The organism is Pseudomonas sp. 2, from assembly GCF_056627435.1.
Window position 1 is genome coordinate 413068 of sequence record NZ_JBWXNG010000001.1, and the last position, 23626, is coordinate 436693.

Here is a 23626-nt window from a genome sequence, read left to right on the forward strand (position 1 = left end):
GGTTCGACACAACGCATGTGCAGGCTGTGCTTCGAGTAGTGCTTTATATGGAAATGCGTTCAAGGCTCAAACCCGTTACCTCTACCCGCCTGGTCATGCTGTTTGCGCTGTGCATGGTGGTGTTCTACAACCTGGCCACCTGGCACGCGCTGGTCGGCCTGACCCAGTTGCAGGGCTTCAAGGTCGTGGCGTTCTATGCCTCGTTCGCGGTGTTTCTGTGGGCGGCGATCACCCTGCTGCTCACGCCCTTCTCGTTCCGCCCCATCCTCAAGCCGGTATTGAGCCTGGTGGCGCTGTGTTCGGCGTCGGCGGCGTATTTCATGAACACCTATGGCATCACCATCGACACGGTGATGATGCAGAACGTCCTGGAAACCAACCCCGGCGAGGTCAAGGACCTGCTCAGCGGCAGGCTGTTTCTGTATCTGGCGCTGCTCGGCGCGTTGCCCATCGCGCTGATCTGGCTATGGCCGGTGACCTACCGCCGCGTGCTGCCGGGCCTGGTCAACAAGGTGCTGTTGTGCGTGGGCTGCGTGCTGGTGATCGCCGCGTCCGTGGGCCCGTTCTATTCCACCTACGCGCCGATCTTCCGTGATGAAGACAAACTCACCCACTTCATCAACCCCACCAATTACATCTACGCCATCGGCAAGCTGACCAAACAGACCGTGGCGATCAAGGAAACGCTGAAGATCCAGACCGTGGGCGCCGACTCGGTGCTGAGCCCCGAAGCCCAGGCCCGGCCGAAAAAGAGCCTGATGATCTTCGTGGTCGGCGAAACCGCCCGCGCCGACCACTTCTCGCTCAACGGCTATGCACGCGAAACCAACCCTGAGCTGAAGAAACAGGACATCCTCAACTTCACCCAGGTCGCGTCCTGCGGCACCTCGACCGCCGTGTCGGTGCCGTGCATGTTCTCCAAATTCCCGCGCACCGATTACAGCGACAAGAAAGGCAAGACCTACGAGGGCCTGCTGGACATGCTGCAGCGCGCGGGCCTGAACGTGGTGTGGCTGGACAACAACAGCGACTGCAAGGGCACCTGCCTGCGCGTGCCGCACAGCGACATCCCCAAGACCCAGCCAAGCCCGTTCTGCGACGGCCAGAACTGCCTGGACGAATCCCTGCTGGTGGGCCTGCAGGAGTACATCGACAAGCTTTCCGACAGCGCCATCATCGTCCTGCACTCTGACGGCAGCCACGGCCCGGAATACTACGACCGCTACCCCAAATCCATGGAGCGCTTCACCCCGGTGTGCCGCACCAACCAGTTGGGCAGCTGCACGTCCGAGGAATTGAAGAACGTCTACGACAACACGATCCTCTACACCGACCACTTCCTGGCGCAGACCATCGAACTGCTCAAGCGCAATCAGGACAAGGTCGACACCTCGATGATCTACGTCTCCGACCACGGCGAATCCCTGGGTGAGAACGGCATCTACCTGCACGCCGCGCCGTATGCCATCGCGCCGAGCGCCCAGACCCACGTGCCGATGGTCATGTGGTTCGGCAACCAGACGCTGCAAGACGCCAGCGTCGACCGTGCGTGCCTGGCCGCCAAGCAGAACCAACCGGACCTGAGCCATGACTGGATCTTCCATTCGGTGCTAGGCTTGCTCGGCGTTTCGACCACCGAATACCAGCCCGCGCTGGATATCTTCAGCAGCTGCAAGCGCAGCAAAGGATGACCTGACATGCCCCTCCAGAACCCGGCCCGCCTCGATGCAACCCCGGTGTTCTGGCGGGATGCCGAGTTGCCCTTCATCGAAGCCCGCTCCATCGCCGACGGGCGCAAGGTCTGCTATTCGCGCCACTCCCACGAGGTGTTTTCCATCGGCGCCATCACCGCCGGGCAAAGCACCTACCTGCACGAAAAAACCACCCAGACCATCGCCACCGGCACCCTGGTGCTGATGAATCCGGGTGAGGTGCATGCCTGCAATCCCATCGATGACCAGCCCTGGTCCTACGTCATGCTGTACGTCGACGCCCAGTGGCTGGGCCGGGTTCAGCAGGCTTGTGGGGTGGCAGGATTCAAGCCCTTGCCGGTCATTCGCAGCGAGGATCCGCAGCTGTTCAGCGGGCTGCTGGCGCTGCACCGGCTGCTGATCGATCCGCTGCAGGATTCTCTTCGCAAACATGAAGCGGCGGTCGGTTTCTTCACCCTGATGCAGCAGCGCCTGGGCGGGTGTGATGCACCGCTGAAAAAGGTCAATGCCAGGGTCGAGCGCGCGGTCGAGTACATCAATGCGCATTTTCTCGAAGCGATTCGTCTGGAAGACATCTGCCAGGCGGCGAGTCTGTCCGAGGCTTATCTGATTCGCGCCTTCGAGCAGCACTGCCACATGACGCCCCACGCCTGGCTGATCAACCGGCGCATCCAGCACGCCCAGGCGCAGCTGCGTGAAGGCCAGCCGATCGCCGATATCGCCCAGCAGAGCGGGTTTGCCGACCAAGCGCATTTCCAACGGGTGTTCAAGAAACACCTCGCCGCCACGCCTGGCCAGTATCGCCAGTGATCAGACGTACAGCAGCGACACCGCGCAACCGGCCAGCAGCGCCGCCATGCTGCGGTTGAAGGTGCGGATGCGCTGCGGGCTGCGCAGATACGGGCCGAGAAACGCCCCGGCGTAGGCCCAGCAGGCCACCGACAGGTAACAGATGACGAAGTAGATCAGCGCGAACAGGCCGATCAGCCGCCCTTCGCCATCGGCCACGAACGCACCCATCCCCGCCACCGCCGCCAGCCACGCCTTGGGGTTGAGCCACTGCATCAACGCGCCGTGCCAGAACGAAGGGGCGCGGGTGGGTTGATCGACGGTCAGCCGCCCGTCGTCCATGGCCAGCTTCCAGGCCAGGTACACCAGAAACGCCATCCCCGCCCAGCGAATGAGGTCGGTCAGCAGCGGGTACTGGCGCAGCACTTCATGCAGGCCGAAACCGGTGAACACCAGCAGCACCACAAACCCCACCGTCGCCCCCAGCACATGGCGCAAAGTGGCCGCCAGGCCGAACTGCGCGCCACTGCTCAACGCCACCACATTCACCGGGCCAGGCGAAATGGACGCCGCCAGGGCGAAGGCGGCCATGGAAATCATCAGGTTCATGCCAACTGTTCTCCGTTCATTGAATGAGCCTGAGGTTAAGGGGCGGGGTTGGGTGGGGTATTGAAGAAAACTGACCTGTCACTGGCACCCCGCAAAAACCTGTGAGAGTGAGCTCACTCACGAAAGTGCCAGTACATTCGACACATTCTTGCGACTGGCACACCGCATTCGTGAGCAAGCTCACTCCCACTCAGCAAACCTGCCGTCAGATCGGCGAGCACACGCAACCTGTGGGAGTGAGCTTGCTCACGAAAGCGCCGGTACATTCGACACACTTCTTGCGCCTGGCGCACCGCATTCGTGAGCAAGCTCACTCCCACAGTCACATCCTTAGATCGAGGGCATTCATCCGTCTTTCGCCTGCGACAACGGCCGCGCCACCTGTTCCAGCGACTTGCGCTCCGACGCCACGCCCCAGACTGCCTGCACCGCCGCGGCCAGCAACATCAACGCCGCGCCGATCAGGTAACCGGCGAACACTGGCCCACGCTGATGGCTGTCGATCAGCTCGCCAAACAGCGTCGGCCCGACGATGCCGCCCAGCGCCGTGCCAAAGGCGTAGAACACCGCAATGGCCAGCGCGCGGATTTCCAGCGGGAAGGTTTCGGCCACAGTGAGATACGCAGAACTGGCCGCCGCCGAGGCGAAGAAAAAGATGACCATCCAGGCAATCGCCTGTTGCGTGACGCTGAGCACACCCTGCTCGAACAGGTAGCCGCTGATACTCAGCAACACAGCGGAAACCGCGTAAGTCAGGCTGATCATCACCCGCCGCCCGACCACATCGAACAAGCGCCCCAGTAACAGCGGCCCGCAGAAATTGCCCAGCGCCAGCGGCAGCACGTACCAGCCGATGGACGCTGCCGGCACGCCATAGAACTCGGTCAGCACCAGCGCGTAGGTGAAGAAGATCGCGTTGTAGAAAAACGCCTGGGCCGTGAGCAGCGTCAGCCCCACCAGCGCCCGCCGCCGGTAGACATTGAACAGCGTGTCGAAGATTTCCCCGAGCGGCGTGTGATCCCGCGCATGCAGGCGCAGCGGTGGGCCCTCTGGTGCCTGCAGTTCATGCCCCTGCTGGCGAAAGCGCTGCTCGATGCCCTCGACGATCCTTCTCGCCTCCTCCCCTTGCCCATGAATCAACAGCCAGCGCGGGCTTTCCGGCAGCCACAGGCGCATCAGCAGAATCACCAGGCCCAGCACCGCGCCAATGCCGAAGCACAAACGCCAGCCCAGATCGCCGCCGACCACCTCGGCATCGAGCAACAGAATCGAACCGCCTGCACCCAGCGCCGCGCCGATCCAGAAAGTGCCATTGATGGTCAGGTCCACCCAGCCGCGAAAGCGCGCCGGGGTGAATTCCTGGATGGTGGAATTGATCGCCGTGTATTCGCCGCCAATGCCCATGCCGGTGAGGAACCGGAACAGCATGAAGCTCCACAGGCTGAAGGAAAACGCCGTGGCGGCTGTGGCGCTGATGTACAGCGCCAGGGTGATGAAAAACAGCTTGCGCCGCCCGAGCCGGTCGGTCAGCCAGCCGAAAAACAACGCGCCCAGCACCGCACCGCTGATGTACGCGCCACCGGCCAGGCCGATATCGGCATTGCTCAGCCGCAGCACTGGGCTCTCTTTCAACGCCCCGGAAACCGAACCTGCCAGCGTCACCTCCAGGCCATCGAGCAGCCAGGTGATACCCAGGGCAAACACCAGCAAGGTATGAAACCGCCCCCACGGTAAACGATCCAGCCGCGCGGGCAGATCGGTTTCGAACAGCGTGCCTGTAACGACGCCGTTTGACGGGTGGATGTGCGCAATGCTCATGGCCAGTCCGTGCATATGGAAAAGGAATTATTTGAGGGTGTGATTCAGTGATCAGAGCGGAGTTCAGCCCATCGTTACCGGATGATCGCAGCGGCAGAAAGCTCTACGTATTGAACATATCCAGCAAAACACCAGTCTCCCGGCAATCTCCGAACCGACTAGGTTGGGCCTGATGACAAAGGGAACGGAGCCAGGGAATGAGCAAAACCTTTCACTCTCACAGCTTGCGCATCGGACGGTATTCAGAACCGGGCAGGATTTACATGGTGACCTCACGGCTGGAAAAACCGCGAAATGACTTTTCCGACTGGCGCTTGGGCAGGTTGCTCGTCGAACAAATCAGGGATATTCAACGACTGGAGATTGCGAACTCACTGGCATGGGTAATCATGCCGGACCATTTTCATTGGCTGTTTGAGCTTCAGACAGGCACCTTGGCTAGCACCGTACAGAGGCTCAAGTCCAAAACCGCGATTGCGGTCAACCGGGTCACAGGAAAACAAGGCCGCTTATGGCAATGGGGATATCACGATATCGCCGTCAGACACGAAGAAGACATGGTCCACTTCGCACGCTACATCGTTGCCAACCCACTCAGAGCCGGGCTCGTGCAGCGTCTTGGAGACTATCCATTGTGGGATTCAGTCTGGCTGCCAGGTTCTGGTTAAAAACCATTCCCCTGTGGGAGTGAGCTTGGCGTCAGATCGCCGAGCATGCCGCAACCTGTGGGAGTGAGCTTGCTCACGAAAGCACCAGTACATTCGTCAAACCTCTTGCGCCTGGCACACCGCCTTCGTGAGCAAGCTCACTCCCACTCAGCAAACCTGCCGTCAGATCGGCGAGCGCACCGCAACCTGTAGGAGTGAGCTTGCTCACGAAAGCGCCAGCACATTCGTCAAATCTCTTGCGTCTGACACATCACTTCGTGAGCAAGCTCACTCCCACTCATAGAACCTGCGGCCAGATCGGCGAGCACACCGCATCCTGTGGGAGTGAGCTTGCTCACGAAAGCGCCAGTACACTCGTCGCACCGCTTGCGCCTGACACATTATCTTCGTGAGCAAGCTCACTCCCACTCAGCAATCAGAAATCAGAAATCAGAAATCAGCGATTGCTCAACTCACCTTTGTGGCATCCAACCATCAACTCCGGCCGCACCTGCCGCTCATATTCCTCGGCACTGATGAACCCCAGCGCCACCGCTGCGGCTTTGGGCGACAGGCCCTCATCCGCGGCCTTGCAGGTGATCTGCGCCACGCGGTCATAACCCAGCAACGGGTTGAGCACCGTGGCCATCAGCAGCGAGTTCTCGACGTTGGCCGCCAGTTGCGCACGATTGACCTCAAGCCCCTTGACCAGCTTGTCGGTAAAGATCCCTACGCAATGCGCCAGCACACCAATCGACTGCAACAGGTTGTGAATCAGCACCGGCTTGGCCACGTTCAGCTCGAAGGCGCTGGACGCCCCGGCCAGGGTGATGGTGGTGTGATTGCCCATGACCTGCATGGCCGCCTGCACCAGCACTTCGGCGATGGTCGGGTTGCGCTTGCCGGGCATGATCGATGAGGTCAGGCCGTCGTCCGGCAACAGCAGCTCGGCCAACCCGCAACGCGGCCCAGAGCCGAGCAGACGGATGTCGTTGCCGATCTTGCTCAGCGACACCGCCAGCACGTTCAACGCGCCGGAGACTTCCACCAGCGCATCGTGGGTGCCCATGCCTTCGAACTTGCTCGGGTTGGCGCTGAACGGCTCGCCAGTCAATGCGCTCAAGGCTTCACAGAACGCCTGATCGAACCCCACCGGCGCATTGAGGCCGCTGCCCACCGCCGTACCGCCCTGGGGCAACAGGCGAAGGCGCGGTAGACAGCTTTCGATGCGGTCGATGCCATGGCCGATCTGCCGGGCGAAGGCATCGAATGCCTGGCCCTGGGTCATCGGCACGGCGTCCATCATGTGCGTGCGACCGATCTTCAATACGCTGGCCCAGGCCCGGGCCTTGTCCGCCAGCGCGTCGCGCAGCCCGGCCAGTGCAGGCAGCAGGACGTCGCGCAACTGCAGGGCGGTCGACACGTGCATCACCGTGGGAAAGCTGTCGTTGGACGACTGCGAGCGGTTGACGTGATCGTTGGGATGCACCGGCCGCTTGCTGCCCAGCTCGCCACCCAGCGCCAGATTGGCCAGGTTGGCGATCACTTCGTTGGCGTTCATGTTGGTCTGGGTGCCGGAGCCGGTCTGCCAGACGGTCAGCGGGAAGTGCTCGTCGAACGCCCCCGCCGCCACTCGCTGCGCGGCCTGCTCGATGGCCTGGGCGATCTCATCGGGCAATGCACCCAGGCGCCGATTGGCCTGGGCGGCAGCGATCTTCTGCAGGCCGAAGGCGTGAATCAGCGCCGGGGCGAAACGCTCGCCATGGCTGCCGAACACTTCAAGGGCCCGCTGGGTCTGCGCGCCCCAGTAGCGCTGGGCCGGGATGGCCACCGGCCCGAAGGCATCGTGCTCCAGTCGCGTGTCGGTCATAGCGCAGCTCCCGGCGCGCGGCCCAGTTCGCGCTGATATTCCTCTTGCGCGGTCGCTTGGGAAAACTCCCCGGCCCACTTGGCAACGACCACGGTGGCCACGCTGTTGCCGATGGTGTTGCAGGTGGCGATCGCCATGGACATGAAGCGGTACACGCCAAACAGCAAGGCCAGGCCTTCAGCCGGCAGCACGCCCACCGCCGTCACGGTGGCGGCGAACACCACGAAGCTGCCGCCGGACACCGCCGCCGCGCCTTTGGAGGTGACCAGCATGATCGCGATGATGCCCAACTGGTGCTCCCAGCTCAGCGGCACGCCGTAGGCATTGGCAATGAACAGGACGCACAGCGACATGTAGATCGACGTGCCGTCCAGGTTGAACGCGTAGCCGGTGGGCAGCACCAGGCCTACGCTCTGTTTCGAGCAGCCGAATTTTTCCAGCTTCTGCAACAGGCGCGGCAGCGCGCTTTCCGAAGACGCCGTGCCCAGCACGATGAAGATCTCATCCTTGATGTAATGCAGGAAACGCCACAGGCTGAAGCCGGACAACCGGCACACCGCGCCCAGTACCACGAAGAGGAAGAAAAACACCGCGACGTAGAACATCAGCACCAGGTTGGCCAGCGACATCAGCACCGCCGTGCCGTTGCTGCCCACCGCATAGGCCACCGAACCGAAGGCCCCCAGCGGCGCGAACTTCATGATCAGGTTGATGAACTCGAAAAAGCATTCGGAAATCCGGCTCAGGCCCTCTTCGATCACTTCACGGCGTTCAGGCTTGAGCGCCAGCAAGGCAAAACCGAACAGCACGGAGATCACCAGCACCTGCAACAGCTGGCCGCCGGCGAAGGCGCCGACGAAGTTGTCCGGGAAGATGCCGTAGATGAAATCCAGGGTCGACGTCGGGCCATGACCCTTGGCAACGGCAGCATTGGCAGCGGCCGCAGTGGCGCTGCTCGGATGGGCGTCGTGCATGCCCGAACCGATGTTCAGCATGTTGCCCCAGATCAGCCCGATGGCCAGAGCGACGGTGGACAGCACCTCGAAGTAGATCAGTGCGCGCAGGCCGACCTTGCCGACCCGCTTGATGTCCCCCGCCGAAGCAATGCCGTGCACCACAGTGAAAAACACCAGCGGCGCGACAGCGGTCTTGATCAGCTTGAGAAAGATGTCGCCGAGAATCTTGAAGCTGGCGGCGGTTTCCGGGGCGATGAAGCCGAAGGCGATCCCCAGGACCATGGCAGCGACGACCTGAAACGTCAGGTCGCGATAAAACGGTTTTTTACCGGCAGAAGACATGTGTGCGCTCTCATTGTTGTTATGGGGCAGAGATAGCGAATACCGGGCCCGCAAAGGCAGGCCCGGAAAAACCGTCAGCGCTTGACCGAGCCTTCACGGGCCAGGGCACGATCGACCATCTGCGGCGCCAGACCCAGGTAGTTGCACGGGTCGGTCAGGCGTTGCAGTTCGGCCAGGTCCAGGCGTTCGGTGACCGCGCCCTGGGCCACCAGCGCATCGAGCAGGCTGATGTTCTGGTCATTGGCCACGCGGCAGGCGGCGTACACCACGTCGTGGGCCAACTGGCGACCCAGCGCCGGTGCCAGGCCCATCATCACGGCTTCGGCGACGATCAGGCCCTGGGTCATGTTGAGGTTTTTCAGCATGCGCTCCGGGCGCACTTCCAGGCCTGCCAGCATGAACTTCGCCTGGCCCAGCGAGGCAGCGCTCAAGGCGAAGGCCTCGGGGATGGCGATCCACTCCGCCTGCCACGGGCCGGTGGAGCGCTCGAAGTCCTGAATCATCGCATCGAGCATCAACCCAGCCTGCTGGCGCACGCCCTTGGCCGCGGCATACATCAGCTCGCAGGAGATCGGGTTGCGCTTCTGCGGCATGGTACTGCTGGCGCCACGGCCCTTGACGAACGGCTCGTAGGCCTCGCCCAGCTCGCTGGTCATCATCATCATGACGTCCAGCGCCACCTTGCCCAGCGACGCGGTGACCAGCCCCAGGAAATTCAGAGTCTCGGCCAGGCCATCGCGGGCCACGTGCCAGGTCGCCTGGGGCACGCCCAGACCCAGCTCGGCCATCAGCGCTTCCTGCACTTCCAGCCCCTTGTCGCCCAACGACGCCAGCGTGCCTGCCGCGCCAGCGAACTGGCCCACTTCTACTCGCGGACGCAGTTCCACCAGACGCTCGGCATGGCGGTCGAACATGCTCAGCCACACTGCGCACTTGTAGCCAAAGGTGATCGGCAAGGCGTGCTGCAAGTGCGTGCGGCCGGCCATCGGCGTGTCGCGGTACTTCTGCGCCAGACCCGCCAGCAGTCCACGCACGGCCTGAATGTCGCGCTCGACCAGTTTCAGCGCAGCGCGTACCTGCAGGACCACGGCCGTGTCCATGATGTCCTGGGTGGTCGCGCCCCAGTGCACATAGCGCCCAGCCTCGCCGCAGGTTTTGGACAGCTGCTCGACCAGCGGCAGGATCGGGTAACCGACGATCTCGGTCTCGTGCTGCATCAGGGCCAGATCAAGGGATTCGAAGGTGGATTTGGCAGCGATCTGCTCGGCGGCCTCGGCAGGAATCACCCCGCAACGGGCTTCGGCGCGGGCCAGGGCGACTTCGACTTCGATGTAACGCTGGATCAGCGCCTTGTCGGAGAACACTTCGCGCATCTCGGCGGTGCCGAACATGTCACGGAACAGGGCGGAATCGAAAACGGTAGTGGACATGAAGAGGGTCTCAAATGTTGTTATTGGCCGTACATATTTATTATGTCCGTACATAATTATTACCCGCTGCCCTGATACACTGTCAACTCGCTGTGGGGAGAGCTCGATGGAAGGCATCAATCAAACGCGTTACGCCGTGGTCGCCAAGGACCTGATGGAAGGCATCAGCAGCGGCCGCTACCCGGTGGGCTCTTTGCTGCCGACCGAATTCGAGCTGTGCGAGCTGTACGAAGTGAGCCGCCACACCGTGCGCGCGGCCATTACCCAGTTGCAGAATCAGGGCATGGTGTCGCGCCGCAAGCGCGTCGGCACGCGTGTCGAGGCGGCTGAGCCGAGCGGCGGTTATTCGCAGTCGCTGGCCTCGGTGGCGGATCTGGTGCATGTGGCCGAAACGCACATTCGCGACGTGCAGCAGGTGCAGCACTTCGTGGTCGACATCGCCCAGGCCCGCCGCCTGGGGCTGGAACCGGGGTCTCACTGTTTCTGCATGTCGAGCATCAAGGTCGATGTCAACCAGCGCAGCGCGCCGTTGTGCTGGACGGATGTGTACGCCGATGCGGCATATGCCCAGGTGATTCCACTGGCCGAACAATGCCCAGGCGAGTTGATCGCGGCGTTGATCGAGCGCGAGTTCGGGCGGCGGATCGACGCGGTGGATCAGCAGGTACGGCCGGTGCAGCTGAGTGCCGAGCTGGCCTCACGGCTCAATGCATCGGCGGGGTCGCTGGGCCTGAATATCATTCGCCAGTATCGCGATGAGTCGGGTGGGCTGATTGCGGTATCGGAGACGGTGTATCCGGATGACCGGTTCACGTTGGTCATGCAGATGAAGCGGGAAAAGCGCGCTGAGTTTGCGGGATAGCCTTGCGGGTCCGGCGCTGCCGGGCTCACGCTCGTTACATATCTAGAAAAGATTTGCCCTCTTTCTCCAGGTCGCACGCCTGAACCGCTCTGCGTCGGTACTTGCGCGCCCTGTCTCAGTAAACCTGCCGCCCTTCGCTACCTCCCCTGTCTGAACGCCCTACCCGTCGCTTCAGCCTTGTTTCAGAGCCTTTGCCTGGCATTTGTCACGTTCATCACCCATCCCCCCGCTTTCGCACCGACCGGCACATTGACATGAGAAATGAGTTGCGCATTTTTCAACACGAACATATCGTAATGAAACATTAACTATTGCATTGAGATAAACATGTCAGACATTGTGCTAGAAACTCAAGGTCCGGTCGCCGTCATTACCCTCAATCGCCCGCAGGTGCTCAACGCCTGGACCACTCCGATGCGCAACGACATCATCGACGCGCTCAACCGCTACAACACCGACCCGGCCATCAAGGCGGTGATCATGACCGGCGCAGGCGACCGCGCCTTTTCCGCTGGACAGGATCTGTCCGAGGCGCACGATTTCGACGGCGACCGGGCGGTGGAATGGGTGGGTGAATGGGAGCGCTACTACGCCACCATCCGCGGGCTGTCCAAGCCGCTGATCATCGCGCTCAACGGCACGGCGGCAGGCTCGGCGTTCCAGGTCGCCCTGCTCGGCGACATCCGCATCGGCCATCCGGGCGTGCGCATGGGGCAACCGGAAATCAACTCGGGCATTCCCAGCACCACCGGCCCCTGGATCATGAACAGCATGCTGGGCATGTCGCGCACCATCGAGCTGACCCTCACCGGCCGCCTCATGGACGCCGAGGAATGCCATCGCATTGGCCTGATCCATCATCTGGTGCCGGCCTCCGAGGTCATGAGCAAGGCGCTGGAAGTCGCCACGCAACTGGCCGAAAAGCCGCCGATCGCCATGCGTCTGGACAAGCAGCGCTTTCGTGAAATGGGCGAAGAAGGCTTCAAGGACTGCATCGCGGCAGGCCGTCGCCTGCAGAAGGAAGCCTATGACTCGGGCGAACCTGCCCGCATGATGGAGGCCTTTTTCAAGGCGCGCGCCAAGTAACCCCGATACCGCCCGGATGGATGCAGGCCCGAATACTGCATCCTCCGCCGCGACCATCACACAGCAAGTCCTGAAAACAAAACGCACGGCGGCGGCAATGTACCTTCCCCGGCTACTCCACCCTTTCGCTGCCGACGCTTTCTCCCTTCAACGAAACATTCGTTTTTCCAGGAGTCGGTCATGCAAAAACCTGAAAATCCCAGCCGTCGGCAACTGCTCAAGGCCGGTGCGGCCACTGCACTGGTCTGCGCGCTGCCCAGCGTTGTACGTGCCGCGGACAAACAACTCATCGTTTCCGATCCGGGCGGCCCTTACACCGTGGCCTACCGAAAGGCGTTCTACGACCCGTTCGAGCAGGCCACCGGTATCAAGGTGGTCAGCGTGGCGCGCGAATCCCAGCCGGTCGCGCAGTTCTCGGCGATGGTAAAAACCCGCAACTTCGTCTGGGACGTCACCACCCTGACCATCTCCGCCGACATTCCCTACCTGCAGGAGCAGGGCTATCTGGAACCCATCGGTTTGAGCGCGAGCGAGTACCCCGATCTGCTGCCCGAGGCCATCACCGAGAACTTTCTGGGCGTGGACGTCTACTCCACCGTGCTGGCCTATCGCACCGACACGTTCACGGCAGGCAAAGGTCCGCAAAGCTGGGCGGATTTCTGGGACGTGAAGAAATTTCCCGGCCGCCGCTGCCTGCGTCGCAGCCCGCTGGACACCCTGGAGCAGGCGCTGCTGGCAGACGGCGTAGGGCTAGACGCGTTGTACCCGCTGGACGTCGACCGCGCGTTCAGGAGCCTGGACAAGATCAAGCCACACATCGACCTGTGGTGGACCTCCGGCGCTCAGGCGATGCAAGCGATTCAGAGCGGCGAAGTGGACATGATTTCCACCTGGAACGGCCGCGCTCAGGCGGCCATCGACAACGGCGCGCCGGTGGAGATTGTCTGGAATCAGGGCCTGTATTCGATCGAAGGCTGGGCCGTGCCCAAAGGCACGCCACGTGCCGAAATGGCCAAACAGTTCGTGCGTTTTTGCGCCGATGCCAAGCGCCAGGCGGCGTTCACCGACACCCTGGCCTACGGCCCGACCAACCGCAAGGCGTTCGACGTGATCCCGACAGAGCGCGCAGCGTTGCTGCCCACCGCGCCACAGAACCTCGCGAACATGCGCCTGCCCAGCCCCCAGTGGTGGGCAGAGAACCGCACCGCCGTCACCGAACGCTTCAATGCGTGGATCTTGTCGTAAGGGAGTCTGTGCATGAGTGTGAAACTTGAAACCCGTGGACTGGGCAAGACGTATGGACAGTTCGTCGCGCTGCAACCCACCAGCCTCCAGGTCCGTGAAGGCGAATTCCTGACCCTGCTGGGGCCGTCCGGCTCCGGCAAGACCACCCTGCTGCAGATGATCTCGGGCCTGGTGGCGCCCACGGGCGGACAACTGCTGATCGACGGCCAGGACGCGACGAACATGGCACCGGCCAAACGTGGCATCGGTCTGGTGTTCCAGAGCTACGCGCTGTTTCCCCACATGAGCGTGCGCGACAACGTCGCCTACGGCTTGCGCATGCGCAAGTACCCCAAGGCGCAGGTAGAAAGCGCCGTGGATGACGCCTTGGCCATGGTGCGCATGCAGGATTTCGCCCACCGCTACCCCAACGAGCTGTCCGGCGGGCAACAGCAGCGGATCGCCCTGGCGCGCTGCTTCGCCTATCGGCCATCGATCATCCTGCTGGACGAACCGCTGGGCGCGCTGGACAAGAACCTGCGCGAGCACATGCAACTGGAAATCCGCCGCATGCACCAGGAGCTGGGCGCAACTTTCATTTATGTGACCCACGATCAGGAAGAGGCGCTGACCCTGTCCGACCGTATCTGCCTGATGAACCGCGCGCGTATTGAACAGCTCGCCACCCCACAGGAGCTGTATGACCGCCCGGCCACCCGGTTTGCCGCCGAATTCATCGGCCATTCAAACGTGTTGACTGGCCAGCGTGAAGGCAATGGTCAGTTCAATGTGGAAGGTCGTTTGCTGGCGCTGGATGGTTGCGTTGGCCACGATGCCCATCAAAGCGATCCACAGGCCCTGATGCTGGTGCGGCCGGAAGCTGCACGCCTGACAGCCCCGGATGCCGGGTTGCTGGTGGGCAATGTCGAGGAATGCGTGTTTCTGGGCAGCGACACCCGCGCGCTGATTCGTCTGCCCTCGGGCAACCGTTTCAGCGTGCGTTGCGCCCGCGACCTGAACCCGCGCATCGGCGATGCAGTCGGCATCGCCTGGGATGCGCATCGCGCCACTCTGTTACCCGCGCAGGCCCGGCCATGAACTGGCGCAAAGGCCTGATACCGGCCATTCCCGCCCTGCTGTTCCTGGCGCTGTTTTTTCTGTTGCCAGCGGCTGAAATGCTCATGGGCAGCTTCCAGAACGCCAGCGGCGAGCTGAGCCTGAGCAACTTCGAGCGCATCGCCCAGACCCCGGTGTACGGGCGGGTGCTGGGCATCACCTTCTGGGTCAGCGCTTTGACCGCCCTGCTCTCGGTCCTGCTGGCGTACCCGGTGGCGTACCTGCTCGCGCGGCTGTCGCCCATGGGTCGCGAGCGCTGGCTGCTGTGGATCATGCTGCCCTTCTGGACCAGCTATCTGGTCAAGACCTACGCCTGGATGCTACTGCTCTCGCGCAAGGGCCTGCTGACTACCCTGGCCGCCGATGTACTGGACAACCCTTCGGGGCTGGTGCCGGCCCTCTCGGGCGTGCTGATTGGCATGGTCCACTCCATGCTGCCGCTGGCGGTGATCACCCTGCTGCCGATCATGCGCAGCATCGACCAGCGCCTGACCCCGGCGGCGCAGACGCTGGGTGCCAGCGGGCCGATGAGTTTTTTCAGTATTTTCCTGCCCCTGTCGGCACCCGGCATCGCCGCAGCGGCGCTGTTGGTGTTCATCACCAGCCTGGGCTTTTTCATCGTGCCGGCGCTGTTGGGTTCGCCAAAGGAAATGATGGTGGCGCAGCTGGTGATTTCCTCGGTGCTGGACCTGTTCGACATGAACTTCGCCGGCGCCCTGTCAGTGGTGTTGCTGATGTGCTCGCTGGTGGTGTTCGTGATTTACGACCGGGTCGCAGGCTTGTCGTCTCTGGGCGGTGAAGCCCCCAAGGCGCGGCACTCCGGACGCGGCCTGCAACTGCTGATCTGGCTGGGCCATGCCTGCTCTCGCGCAAGCAGTGGCCGGCAACGCAGCGGCGACGGCGTGATGCTGACCGGCTACAGCGTCTTGCTGGTGATGCTGTTGATCCTGCCGGTGTTGGTGGTGGTTCCGCTGGCCTTCACCAGCAGCCCGTTCATCGCCTTTCCGCCCAAACTGTTCAGCCTGAAGTGGTTCGAGGAGTTTTTCACCTCGGCGGTGTGGCAGGCCGCCCTGCTGCGCTCTCTGGGCGTGGGCGTTGCCACCGCGCTGCTGGCGCTGATGCTGGGTTTCGGCGCAACTCTGACGCTGACCCGCATCAGTGCCGGATGGCGCAAAGGGTTGTTCGCGCTGTTCATCGCGCCGCTGATCGTACCGCGCATCGTCATCGCCCTGGGGCTGCTGTACCTGTTCTCGCGCCTGGGTCTGGCAGGCAAGGACATCGGACTGGTGCTCGGCCATACGGTGCTGGCGCTGCCCTATGTCGTGGTAACGCTGTCGGCGGCATTCAAACAATATGACTGGCGCCTGGACGACGCCGCCCGCGTGCTCGGCGCAGGCACCTTCACCCGCTTGCGCACGGTGACCCTGCCGCTGATGTCGGCCAGTCTGGTATCGGCTTTTCTGCTGGCGTTCATCACCTCGTTCGATGACCTGACCATCGCCATTTTCGTCAGCGGCGGCATCAACACCACGCTGCCCAAACAGATGTGGGACAGCATTCAACTGGCGCTGACCCCGACCCTGGCCGCTGTTTCCACCACCCTGCTGGTGTTCATCGTGCTGTTCGCCGTGGCGGCCCGCTGGGTCTCGCGGCGCTCTCTCTCCAAACGTCAAGGACACTGACCGATGCATCCTTATGAGTCATTTTTTCCGCATCGATGCGCTGACGATCAGCTGACCACTGCGCCGTTGATCCACGCCGGGTTGTCGAGCAGCGACGCAAGCGTGCGCATCACCTTCGCCGGCCACGGGCTGCAGACCCACGCGCTGCGCCAACGGGTCGCCGCGCTGCAGCAGGTGCTGGCCGCACGCGGGCTGCAGGCCGGGCAACGGGTGGTCGTGATGCTGGGCAACAGCGACGATCAGATCGTGCTCATCTATGCGCTGATCCTGTCAGGGCTGGTTTGGATTCCGGTCAACACTAAATTGCGCGGCCCAGGCCTGGACTATCCCTTCGAGCATGCACGGCCGGACCTTGTGGTCGGTGACGCCGAGTTCGAGCCACTGCTGGCCCAGAGCGCGGCGCGAAACAGGCCCTGCGTGTCGATCGAGACACTGCACCAACAGGCGCAGGCATTCGCCGATGCCGAACTGACACTGGTCGACAGCGCTCCGGATGCGACCCTGTGCCTGATCTACACCTCGGGCACCACCGGCGCGCCCAAGGGCGTGATCTTCACCCACCGCATGATGCGCATCGCCAGCGAGGCCGTGGTGCAGGTCGCCGACGTCAGGGACGGCGACCGGCTTCTGCTCTGGGAGCCGCTGTGCCATATCGGCGGTGCGCAACTGTTGCTGCTGCCCTTTCTGGCCGACGTACAGCTGCATGTGGTCCAACGTTTTTCCGCCAGCCAGTTCTGGGCGCAATGTGTGCAGGCGCAGGCCACGCAACTGCACTACCTGGGCGGCATCGTCGACATCCTGATGCAGCAGCCCGCCGACCGCTGGCCCGCGCAACATGCCCTGCGCAGCCTGTGGGGTGCGGGGGTCAGCCTGGCCAACTGGGCGGCCATTGAAGAACGCTTCGGCTGCCCGTTGCGCGAGTGCTATGGCATGACCGAATGTTCCAGCTTCGCCACCCTAAACCGCACAGGCAAACCCGGCTCGATCGGCCAGGCGCTGCCCTGGATCAACGTCGAATTGCTCGACGGCGATGGCAACCCCGTGCCTATTGGGCAATTGGGGGAAATCGTGCTATCCAGCAGCGTGCAAGGCGTGTTCCTGCCGGGCTACCTGGACAACCCCCAGGCCAGTGCCAGCGCGCTGCGCGACGGTCGGCTGTTCACGGGTGACATGGCGCGCCGCGACGCTGACGGCGATCTGTTCTTCGTTGGCAGGCGCACCGACAGCATGCGGGTGCGCGGCGAGAACGTTTCGGCCTGGGAGGTGGAGCGCCTGTTCAACCGCTATCCGGGCGTACTGAGCTGCGCAGCGGTGGGCGTCGAATCGGCGATCGGTGAGCAGGAAATCATGCTGTACGTTCAGCTGGAGCAAGGACAGCAGGCGGATTGGCCGACGCTGGTGAACTGGGCCCGGGAGCGCTGCGCGTCGTATCAACTCCCGCGTTATTACCAGCAGGTGGATCGTTTCGAGCTGACCCCGAGCGAGCGCATCAAGAAGCATCTGCTAGACAAGGACATCCACGCAGCCTGGGACGCGTCGATGCCCGGTGCCTGAATTTCGACAGCCTTGGTGGCTTGCGCAGTAACACTTTAGTGAATAGCGATAGAATATCCCCGGCATCTGCCGGATAATCGTCCCTTTCTTGCCGATCTGTCACTGCGCCATGGCCCGTACTCCGAAAAAGACCCCCACCGACCCCACCGCCTCCTCCCTGTACGTGCAATCCGTGGACAAGGCCATGAAAGTGCTCATGGCCTTCGACGGCAGCCAGCGCCAGCTTTCGCTGTCGGACATCGCCAGCCTCACCGGCATGGACCTGAGCGCCGCCCAGCGCTTCACCCATACCCTGGCCACGCTGGGTTATCTGAACAAGGACAGCACCAAGAAATACGAGCTGTCACCCAAGCTGCTGGATTTCACCTACCACTACCTCACGTCCAGCGAGTTGGTCACTCGCGCCGCGCCCTACCTGCAACAGCTGAGCGCGGAAACCGAGGAGGCCACCAACCTGACCGTCATCGATGGCACCGACATCGTCTACGTGCAGCGGATCGTCAGCCGCCACGTGTTCAACGCCAGCGTGATCATCGGCACTCGTCTGCCCGCCTGGTGCACCGCCCCCGGGCTTGCGTTGCTGGCCACATACGGTGACGACGAGATCGAGGACATTTTCGACCGCAGCCAGTTCGTCCAGCACACCCCGGCGACCGTCACCGACCGGGGCGCGCTCAAGGCCGAAATCGAACTGATCCGCCAGCGCCGTTATGCGCATACCGAAGACCAGTTCTTCTATGGCGACATCTCCACCGCCGCAGCGATTCTGGACGCCAACGGGCGCGGCATCGGCGCCGTCAACATCGCTGTTTCGCGCTCGCGCTGGGTACCCGAGCGCGACACCAAACGCTATGCGGATCTGGTCATCAGCGCGGCGTCATCGATTTCCATCAAGCGCAAGATCTGACGATGCATCCGCCATAGCGCCGGCGCACGGCTCAGCCGCTGCGCGCGTCACGCTGGCGGATCAGCCCTTCGAGGGTGAATCGCGCCTGAGTCAGCACCACATCGCGGACCTGTTCCATTTCCTTCTGCCCGACCTCGGCCCATTGCAGCGCTTCGAGCAGTTTGGGTTTCTGCACCCGGAACGCCAGCCCCTGGGAGAACAGGGCCATGGAGTGGATCACGGTGCGCTCGTCTTCCACCGCGTACCCCGAGAGCCCGGCGATCAGCAGCCGGACCACCACGCCGATGCGTTTCTTGAAGCGGTCCTCGAAGGCCATCGAGGCGCTGTCCGGGCACAGGCCGGTCTGGTGGCGGTCGAGAAACGCGCGCCAGGCGGTGGTCTGCGGGCTGTCCTGAATGGTCGAGACCACGGCGCCGAGGATGCCCAGCGAAGCCTCGATCAACGCCTGATCCTGCATCGGTTGCCGGGCCAGCGCGGCCTCGGCGGCTTCGACGCTGTCGCCCATTTTCTGCCAGAGCAGTTTGATCAAATGCTCGACGCACTCCAGGTACACGCCTTCCTTGCCGTCGAAGTAATACTGGATGGCCGGCGCGTTGACCCCGGCGGCGGTGGCGATGTCGCGGGTCGAGGCGCCATCAAAGCCCCGCTCGCCAAACACCGCCACGGCGGCCTCGACGATGCGTGCGCGGGTCTCTTCGCCCCGTTGATAACCACCTTCGGCGGCCGGTTTGTGTCGTGCCATGTGCAGCTCCCGTTCAGTACCGGGGCAAAATATACCAGTTGACAAATTTTGGCGAAAAAACGAATTTATTCCACCTGATATAAATTCGGAGCAACCCCGATGTCCGCCGCCACACCTCCCCCACCTTCCGCGACCTCGTCCCTCGTCGTGCCTGAAGACACCGCCAACGGTCAGCGCGGCAAGGCGCTGCGGATTCTGCTGTCGCTGGTCACCATCGCGCTAGCTGTGGGGCTGGCGTGGGCAGCCTGGTGGTGGCTGGCCGGGCGTTTCATCGAAACCACCGACGATGCCTACCTGCAGGCCGACAGCATCAGCGTGGCACCAAAAATCAGCGGCTATGTCGGCGAGGTGCTGGTGGCGGACAACCAGGCCGTCAAGCGCGGCGACGTGCTGGTGCGCCTGGATGCACGCAAGTATCAGGCGGTCAGCGACGAAGCCTCGGCCACCATCGCAGCGCGCACGGCAGACCTGGCCAAGGCCCAGGCCGATCTGACCCAGCAGGACTCGACCATCGCCGAAGCCCGCGCGCAACTGCAGGGCGCCGAAGCCGATTCCCGCCACGCCCAGACCGAAGTCACCCGCTACGCCCCGCTCGCCCGCTCCGGGGCCGAGCCCGAGGAGCGTCTGGCGCAACTGAACAACCAACTGGCCCAGGCGCGCAGCACGGTCGCCGCCAAGCAGGCCGCCTTGCGCTCCAGCGAAACCCGCTACGGCACGCTGCAGGCCCAGCTCAAACAGGCCCAGGCGCAACTCGGCGTGGCCAAGGCCAGCGAAGCCCAGAGCCAGCTGGACGTGGACGACGCGGTGGTTCGCAGCCCGATCGATGGCCGCGTCGCCGACCGTGGCGTGCGCGTCGGCCAGTACGTGCAGCCCGGTACGCGATTGCTGACGGTGGTGCCGGTCGAGGCGATCTACCTGACCGCCAACTACAAGGAAACCCAGATCGGCGACATGCGCCCCGGCCAGTCGGTCGAGGTGCATGTCGATGCGCTGCCGGGCCGCACGCTGCATGGCCATGTCGACAGTCTGGCGCCCGGCACCGGCGCGCAGTTCGCCCTGCTGCCGCCGTCGAACGCCACCGGCAACTTCACCAAGATCGTCCAGCGGGTACCGGTGCGTATCGCCCTCGACATCACCGATGACGTACGCCCTGCGCTGGTCCCGGGGCTGTCGGCGACCGTCGAAGTGGACATCCGCTCGCACAACGCAGACGCCACTCATGGCTGAGGCCCTGGTGAGCGGAGCACTCCCAGAGCGCCAGGCCGAGCAGCCGCGCAACGCCTCGCTGACCGACTGGATCGCCGTCGCCGCGGGCTCGCTCGGCGCGCTGCTGGCAACTCTGGACATTTCGATCACCAACTCGGCGCTGCCGCAGATTCAGGGGCAGATCGGCGCTACTGGCACCGAAGGCACCTGGATCGCCACCGGCTACCTGATGTCGGAAATCGTCATGATCCCGCTGGCCGCCTGGCTGACCCGGGTGTTCGGCCTGCGCCGGTTTCTGGTGGGCACGGCGCTGATGTTCACCTTCTTCTCGATGTTCTGCGGCTTGTCTTCAAGCCTGGGGGCGATGATCGCCGGGCGCATCGGCCAGGGTTTTGCCGGCGGCGCGATGATCCCCACCGCGCAGACCATCGTCCGCACGCGCCTGCCCGCCCACCAATTACCCATCGGCACCACACTGTTCGGCATGACCGCCATCCTCGGGCCGTTGCTGGGGCCGGTGGTCGGCGGCTGGCTCACGGAAAACATCGACTGGCGCTGGTGCTTCTTTCTCAACTTGCCCATCAGCATCGCCTTGATCACCCTGCTGCTCACCGGCCTGCCCTCGGAGAAGATGAACCTCGAACGCTTCATCAAGGCCGACTGGGCGGGGATCGTCGGCCTAGCGCTGGGGCTGAGTTCGCTGACCGTGGTGCTGGAGGAAGGCCAGCGCGAGCACTGGTTCGATTCGTTGCTGATTATCTGGCTGAGCATCGCCACCCTCGTCGGCTTCTTCCTGATCGCCCTGGGCCAGTTACGCTCAAGCACGCCGATCGTGCGCCTGCAATTGGTGTTCAACCGCAGTTTTGGCAGCGTCTTGCTGATTGCCACCGCCGTCGGCGCCGGGCTGTATGGCACGGCGTATCTGGTGCCGCAGTTTCTCGGGATTCTGTCGGGCTACAACGCCGAGCAGTCGGGCTCGATCATGCTGCTGTCGGGTATCCCGGCGTTTCTGCTGATGCCGATCATTCCCAAGCTGCTGGGCCGCTATGACCTGCGCTACATGGTCGGCCTGGGGCTGTTGCTGTATTGGGCCAGTTGCTTTGTCGACACCGAACTGACCGCGCAAAGCGTCGGCCATGACTTCGTGCTGTCGCAGATCCTGCGCGGCTTCGGCCAGATCCTGGTGATGCTGCCCCTCAGCCAGTTGTCCATGCGCTCGGTGGAGCCGCGCGATGCAGGCGACGCCGCTGGCCTCTACAACATGTCGCGCAACCTGGGCGGCACCCTGGGGCTGGCGTTGCTCGGGGTGCTGATGGACCGGCGCAGCCACTTCCATGACGATGCGCTGCGCGACGGCATCCTGGCCAACAGTCAATTGGCCCAGGATCACATCGCCAGCCAGACCGCCAGCTTCCTCGCGCAAACCGGCGATCCTTCCACCGCCCAATTGCAGGCGATGGAGCAACTGGCCAGTGATATCGCCCAGCAAGCCTCGGTGCTGGCCTACAACGATGCCTTTTATGTACTGGGGCTGGCGATGCTGGCGTGCCTGCCCCTGATCTTCATCCTGAAAACGCGCCCGGCGCAGGCAGGCCCACGACAATGATTTCCCGCTCTATTCCGCTGTTTCTGGCCGTTGGTCTGCTGTCCGCCTGCACCGTGGGGCCCGACTACAAAGGTGCGCCCGATGTCGCGCCCAAAACCCTGGCCGCCGGGCGCTTGCCTCACTCCGATCCGCTTGCCGCCCACGAACCCGCGGTCGCCCAGTGGTGGCAGTCGCTGGGCGATCCGTTGCTCGACCAGTTGATCGACCAGGCTTTACACAACAGCCCGGACATCGCCAGCGCCCAGGCGCGCTTGCGTCAGTCCCGCGCCAGCCTCAGCGGTTCGCGCGCCGATGCGTTGCCCAAGGTCACCGCCGATGCGGCGATGCTAAAACTGCGCTCCCCCGACACTTCATTTTTGGGTGACAGCGGCGGCGGTGACGGGCGTGGACCGTTGACCCTGTATCTGGCCGGGTTCGATGCCAGTTGGGAAGCCGACCTGTTCGGCGGCAATCGCCGGGCCATCGAAGCGGCGCAGGCCGAATCGGAGTCGTCCGCCGCCAAACTGGCCGATGCTCAGGTGCAACTGGCCGCCGAAGTGGTGCAGACCTACGTCGACCTGCGCGATCAGCAGACGCGCCTGGGTCTGGTGGATGCCAGCGTCGACATCGAGCAGCAGGCCGTCGAACTGACCCAGCAGCGACGCAGCCGTGGTGTGGCCTCGCAGTTGCAACTGGAACAGGTGCTGACCCAGGCCGAGAACACCCGCGCCCAACGCCTTCCGTTGCAAGCGTCGATCGTCGAATCCATCGATCAACTGGGTCTGCTGTGCGGGCTGGAACCGGGCGAGCTGGATGCGCGCTTGTCGCCCACTCAATCACTGCCTGCCATGCCGGAAAAAGTGCCGTTCGCCGATCCTGCGGCGATCATCAAGGCCCGCCCCGACATCCGCGCCGCCGAGCGTGCACTGGCGTCGAGCAACGCGCAGATCGGCGAGAAAAAGGCCGACTGGTTTCCCAAGCTCAGCCTCACCGGGGATCTGTCGTTCTCGGCGGGCGACCCGGGCCATCTGGCGCGCAAGGACAACGGCACCTGGCTGCTGCTGCCGCGCCTGAGCTGGAACATTCTGGATTTCGGCCGGGTAGCCGCCAGTGTCGAAGGCGCCGAAGCCGGGCATGACGAGGCGCTGGCGCAATACAAGAGCGTGGTGCTCAGCGCCCTGCGCGACGCCGACGTCTCACTGGCGCGTTATGGTCACCAGCGGGAGAACGTGGTGCTGCTGCGTAACGTCGAAGCCTCCGCCGTGCGCGCCGCCGACCTCACCCGCCAACGCTACCGCGCCGGCACCGCCAGCACCCTGGACTGGCTCGACGCTGAGCGCACCCGTTATCAGGCGCAGGAAAGCCGGATTTCCGGGGATGCGGAGTTGCTCAAGGATTTTGCTTCGCTGCACAAATCGTTGGGGTTAGGTTGGACGCTGTAAGGATGCGTTGATCGTACCCACGCTCTGCGTGGGCACGATCAGCGCCT

The 23626-nt window shown here is 63.4% G+C and carries 19 protein-coding genes; 13 read left to right on the forward strand and 6 right to left on the reverse strand.

The window, feature by feature from the left end:
* The first annotated feature begins 47 nt into the window (after nt 1-47).
* Together AC1MEK_RS01940 and AC1MEK_RS01945 are read left to right on the forward strand one after the other, a co-directional pair.
* Entirely contained in the window at nt 48-1691 is a 1644-nt protein-coding gene (locus AC1MEK_RS01940) for a phosphoethanolamine transferase (RefSeq protein WP_480394571.1), read from the forward strand.
* Nucleotides 1692-1697: 6 nt separating this feature from the next.
* Complete coding sequence (locus AC1MEK_RS01945; RefSeq protein WP_480394572.1) at nt 1698-2522, forward strand: helix-turn-helix transcriptional regulator; 825 nt, start codon at nt 1698-1700, stop codon at nt 2520-2522.
* Here the strand turns inward: AC1MEK_RS01945 and AC1MEK_RS01950 are convergent, their stop codons facing one another.
* Both AC1MEK_RS01950 and AC1MEK_RS01955 read right to left on the reverse strand, forming a co-directional pair.
* Entirely contained in the window at nt 2523-3110 is a 588-nt protein-coding gene (locus AC1MEK_RS01950) for a LysE family translocator (protein ID WP_480394573.1), read from the reverse strand. It lies immediately after the preceding gene.
* A gap of 345 nt (nt 3111-3455) precedes the next feature.
* The gene (locus AC1MEK_RS01955) at nt 3456-4928 is read right to left on the reverse strand and encodes an MFS transporter (RefSeq protein WP_480394574.1); all 1473 of its coding nucleotides are present in this window, start codon (nt 4926-4928) and stop codon (nt 3456-3458) included.
* Nucleotides 4929-5125: 197 nt separating this feature from the next.
* On the opposite strand from AC1MEK_RS01955, the gene AC1MEK_RS01960 reads away from it, so the two are divergent.
* Entirely contained in the window at nt 5126-5596 is a 471-nt protein-coding gene (locus tag AC1MEK_RS01960) for an REP-associated tyrosine transposase (protein ID WP_480394575.1), read from the forward strand.
* A 436-nt stretch (nt 5597-6032) separates the two neighbouring features.
* Here the strand turns inward: AC1MEK_RS01960 and AC1MEK_RS01965 are convergent, their stop codons facing one another.
* The 3 genes from AC1MEK_RS01965 to AC1MEK_RS01975 all read right to left on the reverse strand — a co-directional run bounded on the left by AC1MEK_RS01965 (nt 6033) and on the right by AC1MEK_RS01975 (nt 10173).
* Entirely contained in the window at nt 6033-7445 is a 1413-nt protein-coding gene (locus AC1MEK_RS01965; protein ID WP_480394576.1) for a class II fumarate hydratase, read from the reverse strand.
* Nucleotides 7442-8743, reverse strand: a complete 1302-nt coding sequence (locus AC1MEK_RS01970; protein ID WP_480394577.1) for a cation:dicarboxylate symporter family transporter — start codon at nt 8741-8743, stop codon at nt 7442-7444. Before AC1MEK_RS01970 ends, AC1MEK_RS01965 begins: the two co-directional genes overlap by 4 nt.
* Before the next feature lie 74 nt (nt 8744-8817).
* Entirely contained in the window at nt 8818-10173 is a 1356-nt protein-coding gene (locus tag AC1MEK_RS01975) for a class-II fumarase/aspartase family protein (protein WP_480394578.1), read from the reverse strand.
* 115 nt (nt 10174-10288) lie between these two features.
* Here AC1MEK_RS01975 and AC1MEK_RS01980 point away from each other — a divergent pair, with 115 nt between their 5' ends.
* The 7 genes from AC1MEK_RS01980 to AC1MEK_RS02010 all read left to right on the forward strand — a co-directional run bounded on the left by AC1MEK_RS01980 (nt 10289) and on the right by AC1MEK_RS02010 (nt 18604).
* Nucleotides 10289-11035, forward strand: coding sequence for a GntR family transcriptional regulator (locus AC1MEK_RS01980; protein WP_480394771.1), 747 nt, complete (start codon nt 10289-10291; stop codon nt 11033-11035).
* 327 nt (nt 11036-11362) lie between these two features.
* Nucleotides 11363-12121 (forward strand): enoyl-CoA hydratase/isomerase family protein, encoded by a 759-nt coding sequence (locus tag AC1MEK_RS01985; protein WP_480394579.1) that lies wholly within the window; start codon nt 11363-11365, stop codon nt 12119-12121.
* A 180-nt stretch (nt 12122-12301) separates the two neighbouring features.
* Nucleotides 12302-13366, forward strand: a complete 1065-nt coding sequence (locus AC1MEK_RS01990; protein ID WP_480394580.1) for an ABC transporter substrate-binding protein — start codon at nt 12302-12304, stop codon at nt 13364-13366.
* Nucleotides 13367-13378: 12 nt separating this feature from the next.
* On the forward strand, nt 13379-14443 hold the full coding sequence (locus tag AC1MEK_RS01995) for an ABC transporter ATP-binding protein (RefSeq protein ID WP_480394581.1): 1065 nt from the start codon (nt 13379-13381) through the stop codon (nt 14441-14443).
* Complete coding sequence (locus AC1MEK_RS02000) at nt 14440-16143, forward strand: ABC transporter permease subunit (protein ID WP_480394582.1); 1704 nt, start codon at nt 14440-14442, stop codon at nt 16141-16143. The genes AC1MEK_RS01995 and AC1MEK_RS02000 overlap by 4 nt, the downstream gene beginning before the upstream one ends.
* Nucleotides 16144-16146: 3 nt before the next feature.
* Entirely contained in the window at nt 16147-17697 is a 1551-nt protein-coding gene (locus tag AC1MEK_RS02005) for an AMP-binding protein (protein ID WP_480394583.1), read from the forward strand.
* Between the two features lie 109 nt (nt 17698-17806).
* Nucleotides 17807-18604, forward strand: a complete 798-nt coding sequence (locus AC1MEK_RS02010; RefSeq protein ID WP_480394584.1) for an IclR family transcriptional regulator — start codon at nt 17807-17809, stop codon at nt 18602-18604.
* Nucleotides 18605-18635: 31 nt separating this feature from the next.
* Here AC1MEK_RS02010 and AC1MEK_RS02015 read toward each other — a convergent pair whose 3' ends face one another.
* Entirely contained in the window at nt 18636-19346 is a 711-nt protein-coding gene (locus AC1MEK_RS02015; protein ID WP_480394585.1) for a CerR family C-terminal domain-containing protein, read from the reverse strand.
* Nucleotides 19347-19445: 99 nt separating this feature from the next.
* Here AC1MEK_RS02015 and AC1MEK_RS02020 point away from each other — a divergent pair, with 99 nt between their 5' ends.
* Genes AC1MEK_RS02020 through AC1MEK_RS02030 form a run of 3 tightly spaced genes read left to right on the forward strand, consistent with a single transcriptional unit; the run spans nt 19446 to nt 23579 of the window.
* The gene (locus tag AC1MEK_RS02020; RefSeq protein WP_480394586.1) at nt 19446-20573 is read left to right on the forward strand and encodes an HlyD family secretion protein; all 1128 of its coding nucleotides are present in this window, start codon (nt 19446-19448) and stop codon (nt 20571-20573) included.
* Nucleotides 20566-22158: a DHA2 family efflux MFS transporter permease subunit gene (locus AC1MEK_RS02025; RefSeq protein ID WP_480394587.1), complete on the forward strand. Its 1593-nt coding sequence runs from the start codon at nt 20566-20568 to the stop codon at nt 22156-22158. Before AC1MEK_RS02020 ends, AC1MEK_RS02025 begins: the two co-directional genes overlap by 8 nt.
* Nucleotides 22155-23579, forward strand: coding sequence for an efflux transporter outer membrane subunit (locus AC1MEK_RS02030; protein ID WP_480394588.1), 1425 nt, complete (start codon nt 22155-22157; stop codon nt 23577-23579). The genes AC1MEK_RS02025 and AC1MEK_RS02030 overlap by 4 nt, the downstream gene beginning before the upstream one ends.
* Nucleotides 23580-23626 lie beyond the last annotated feature (47 nt).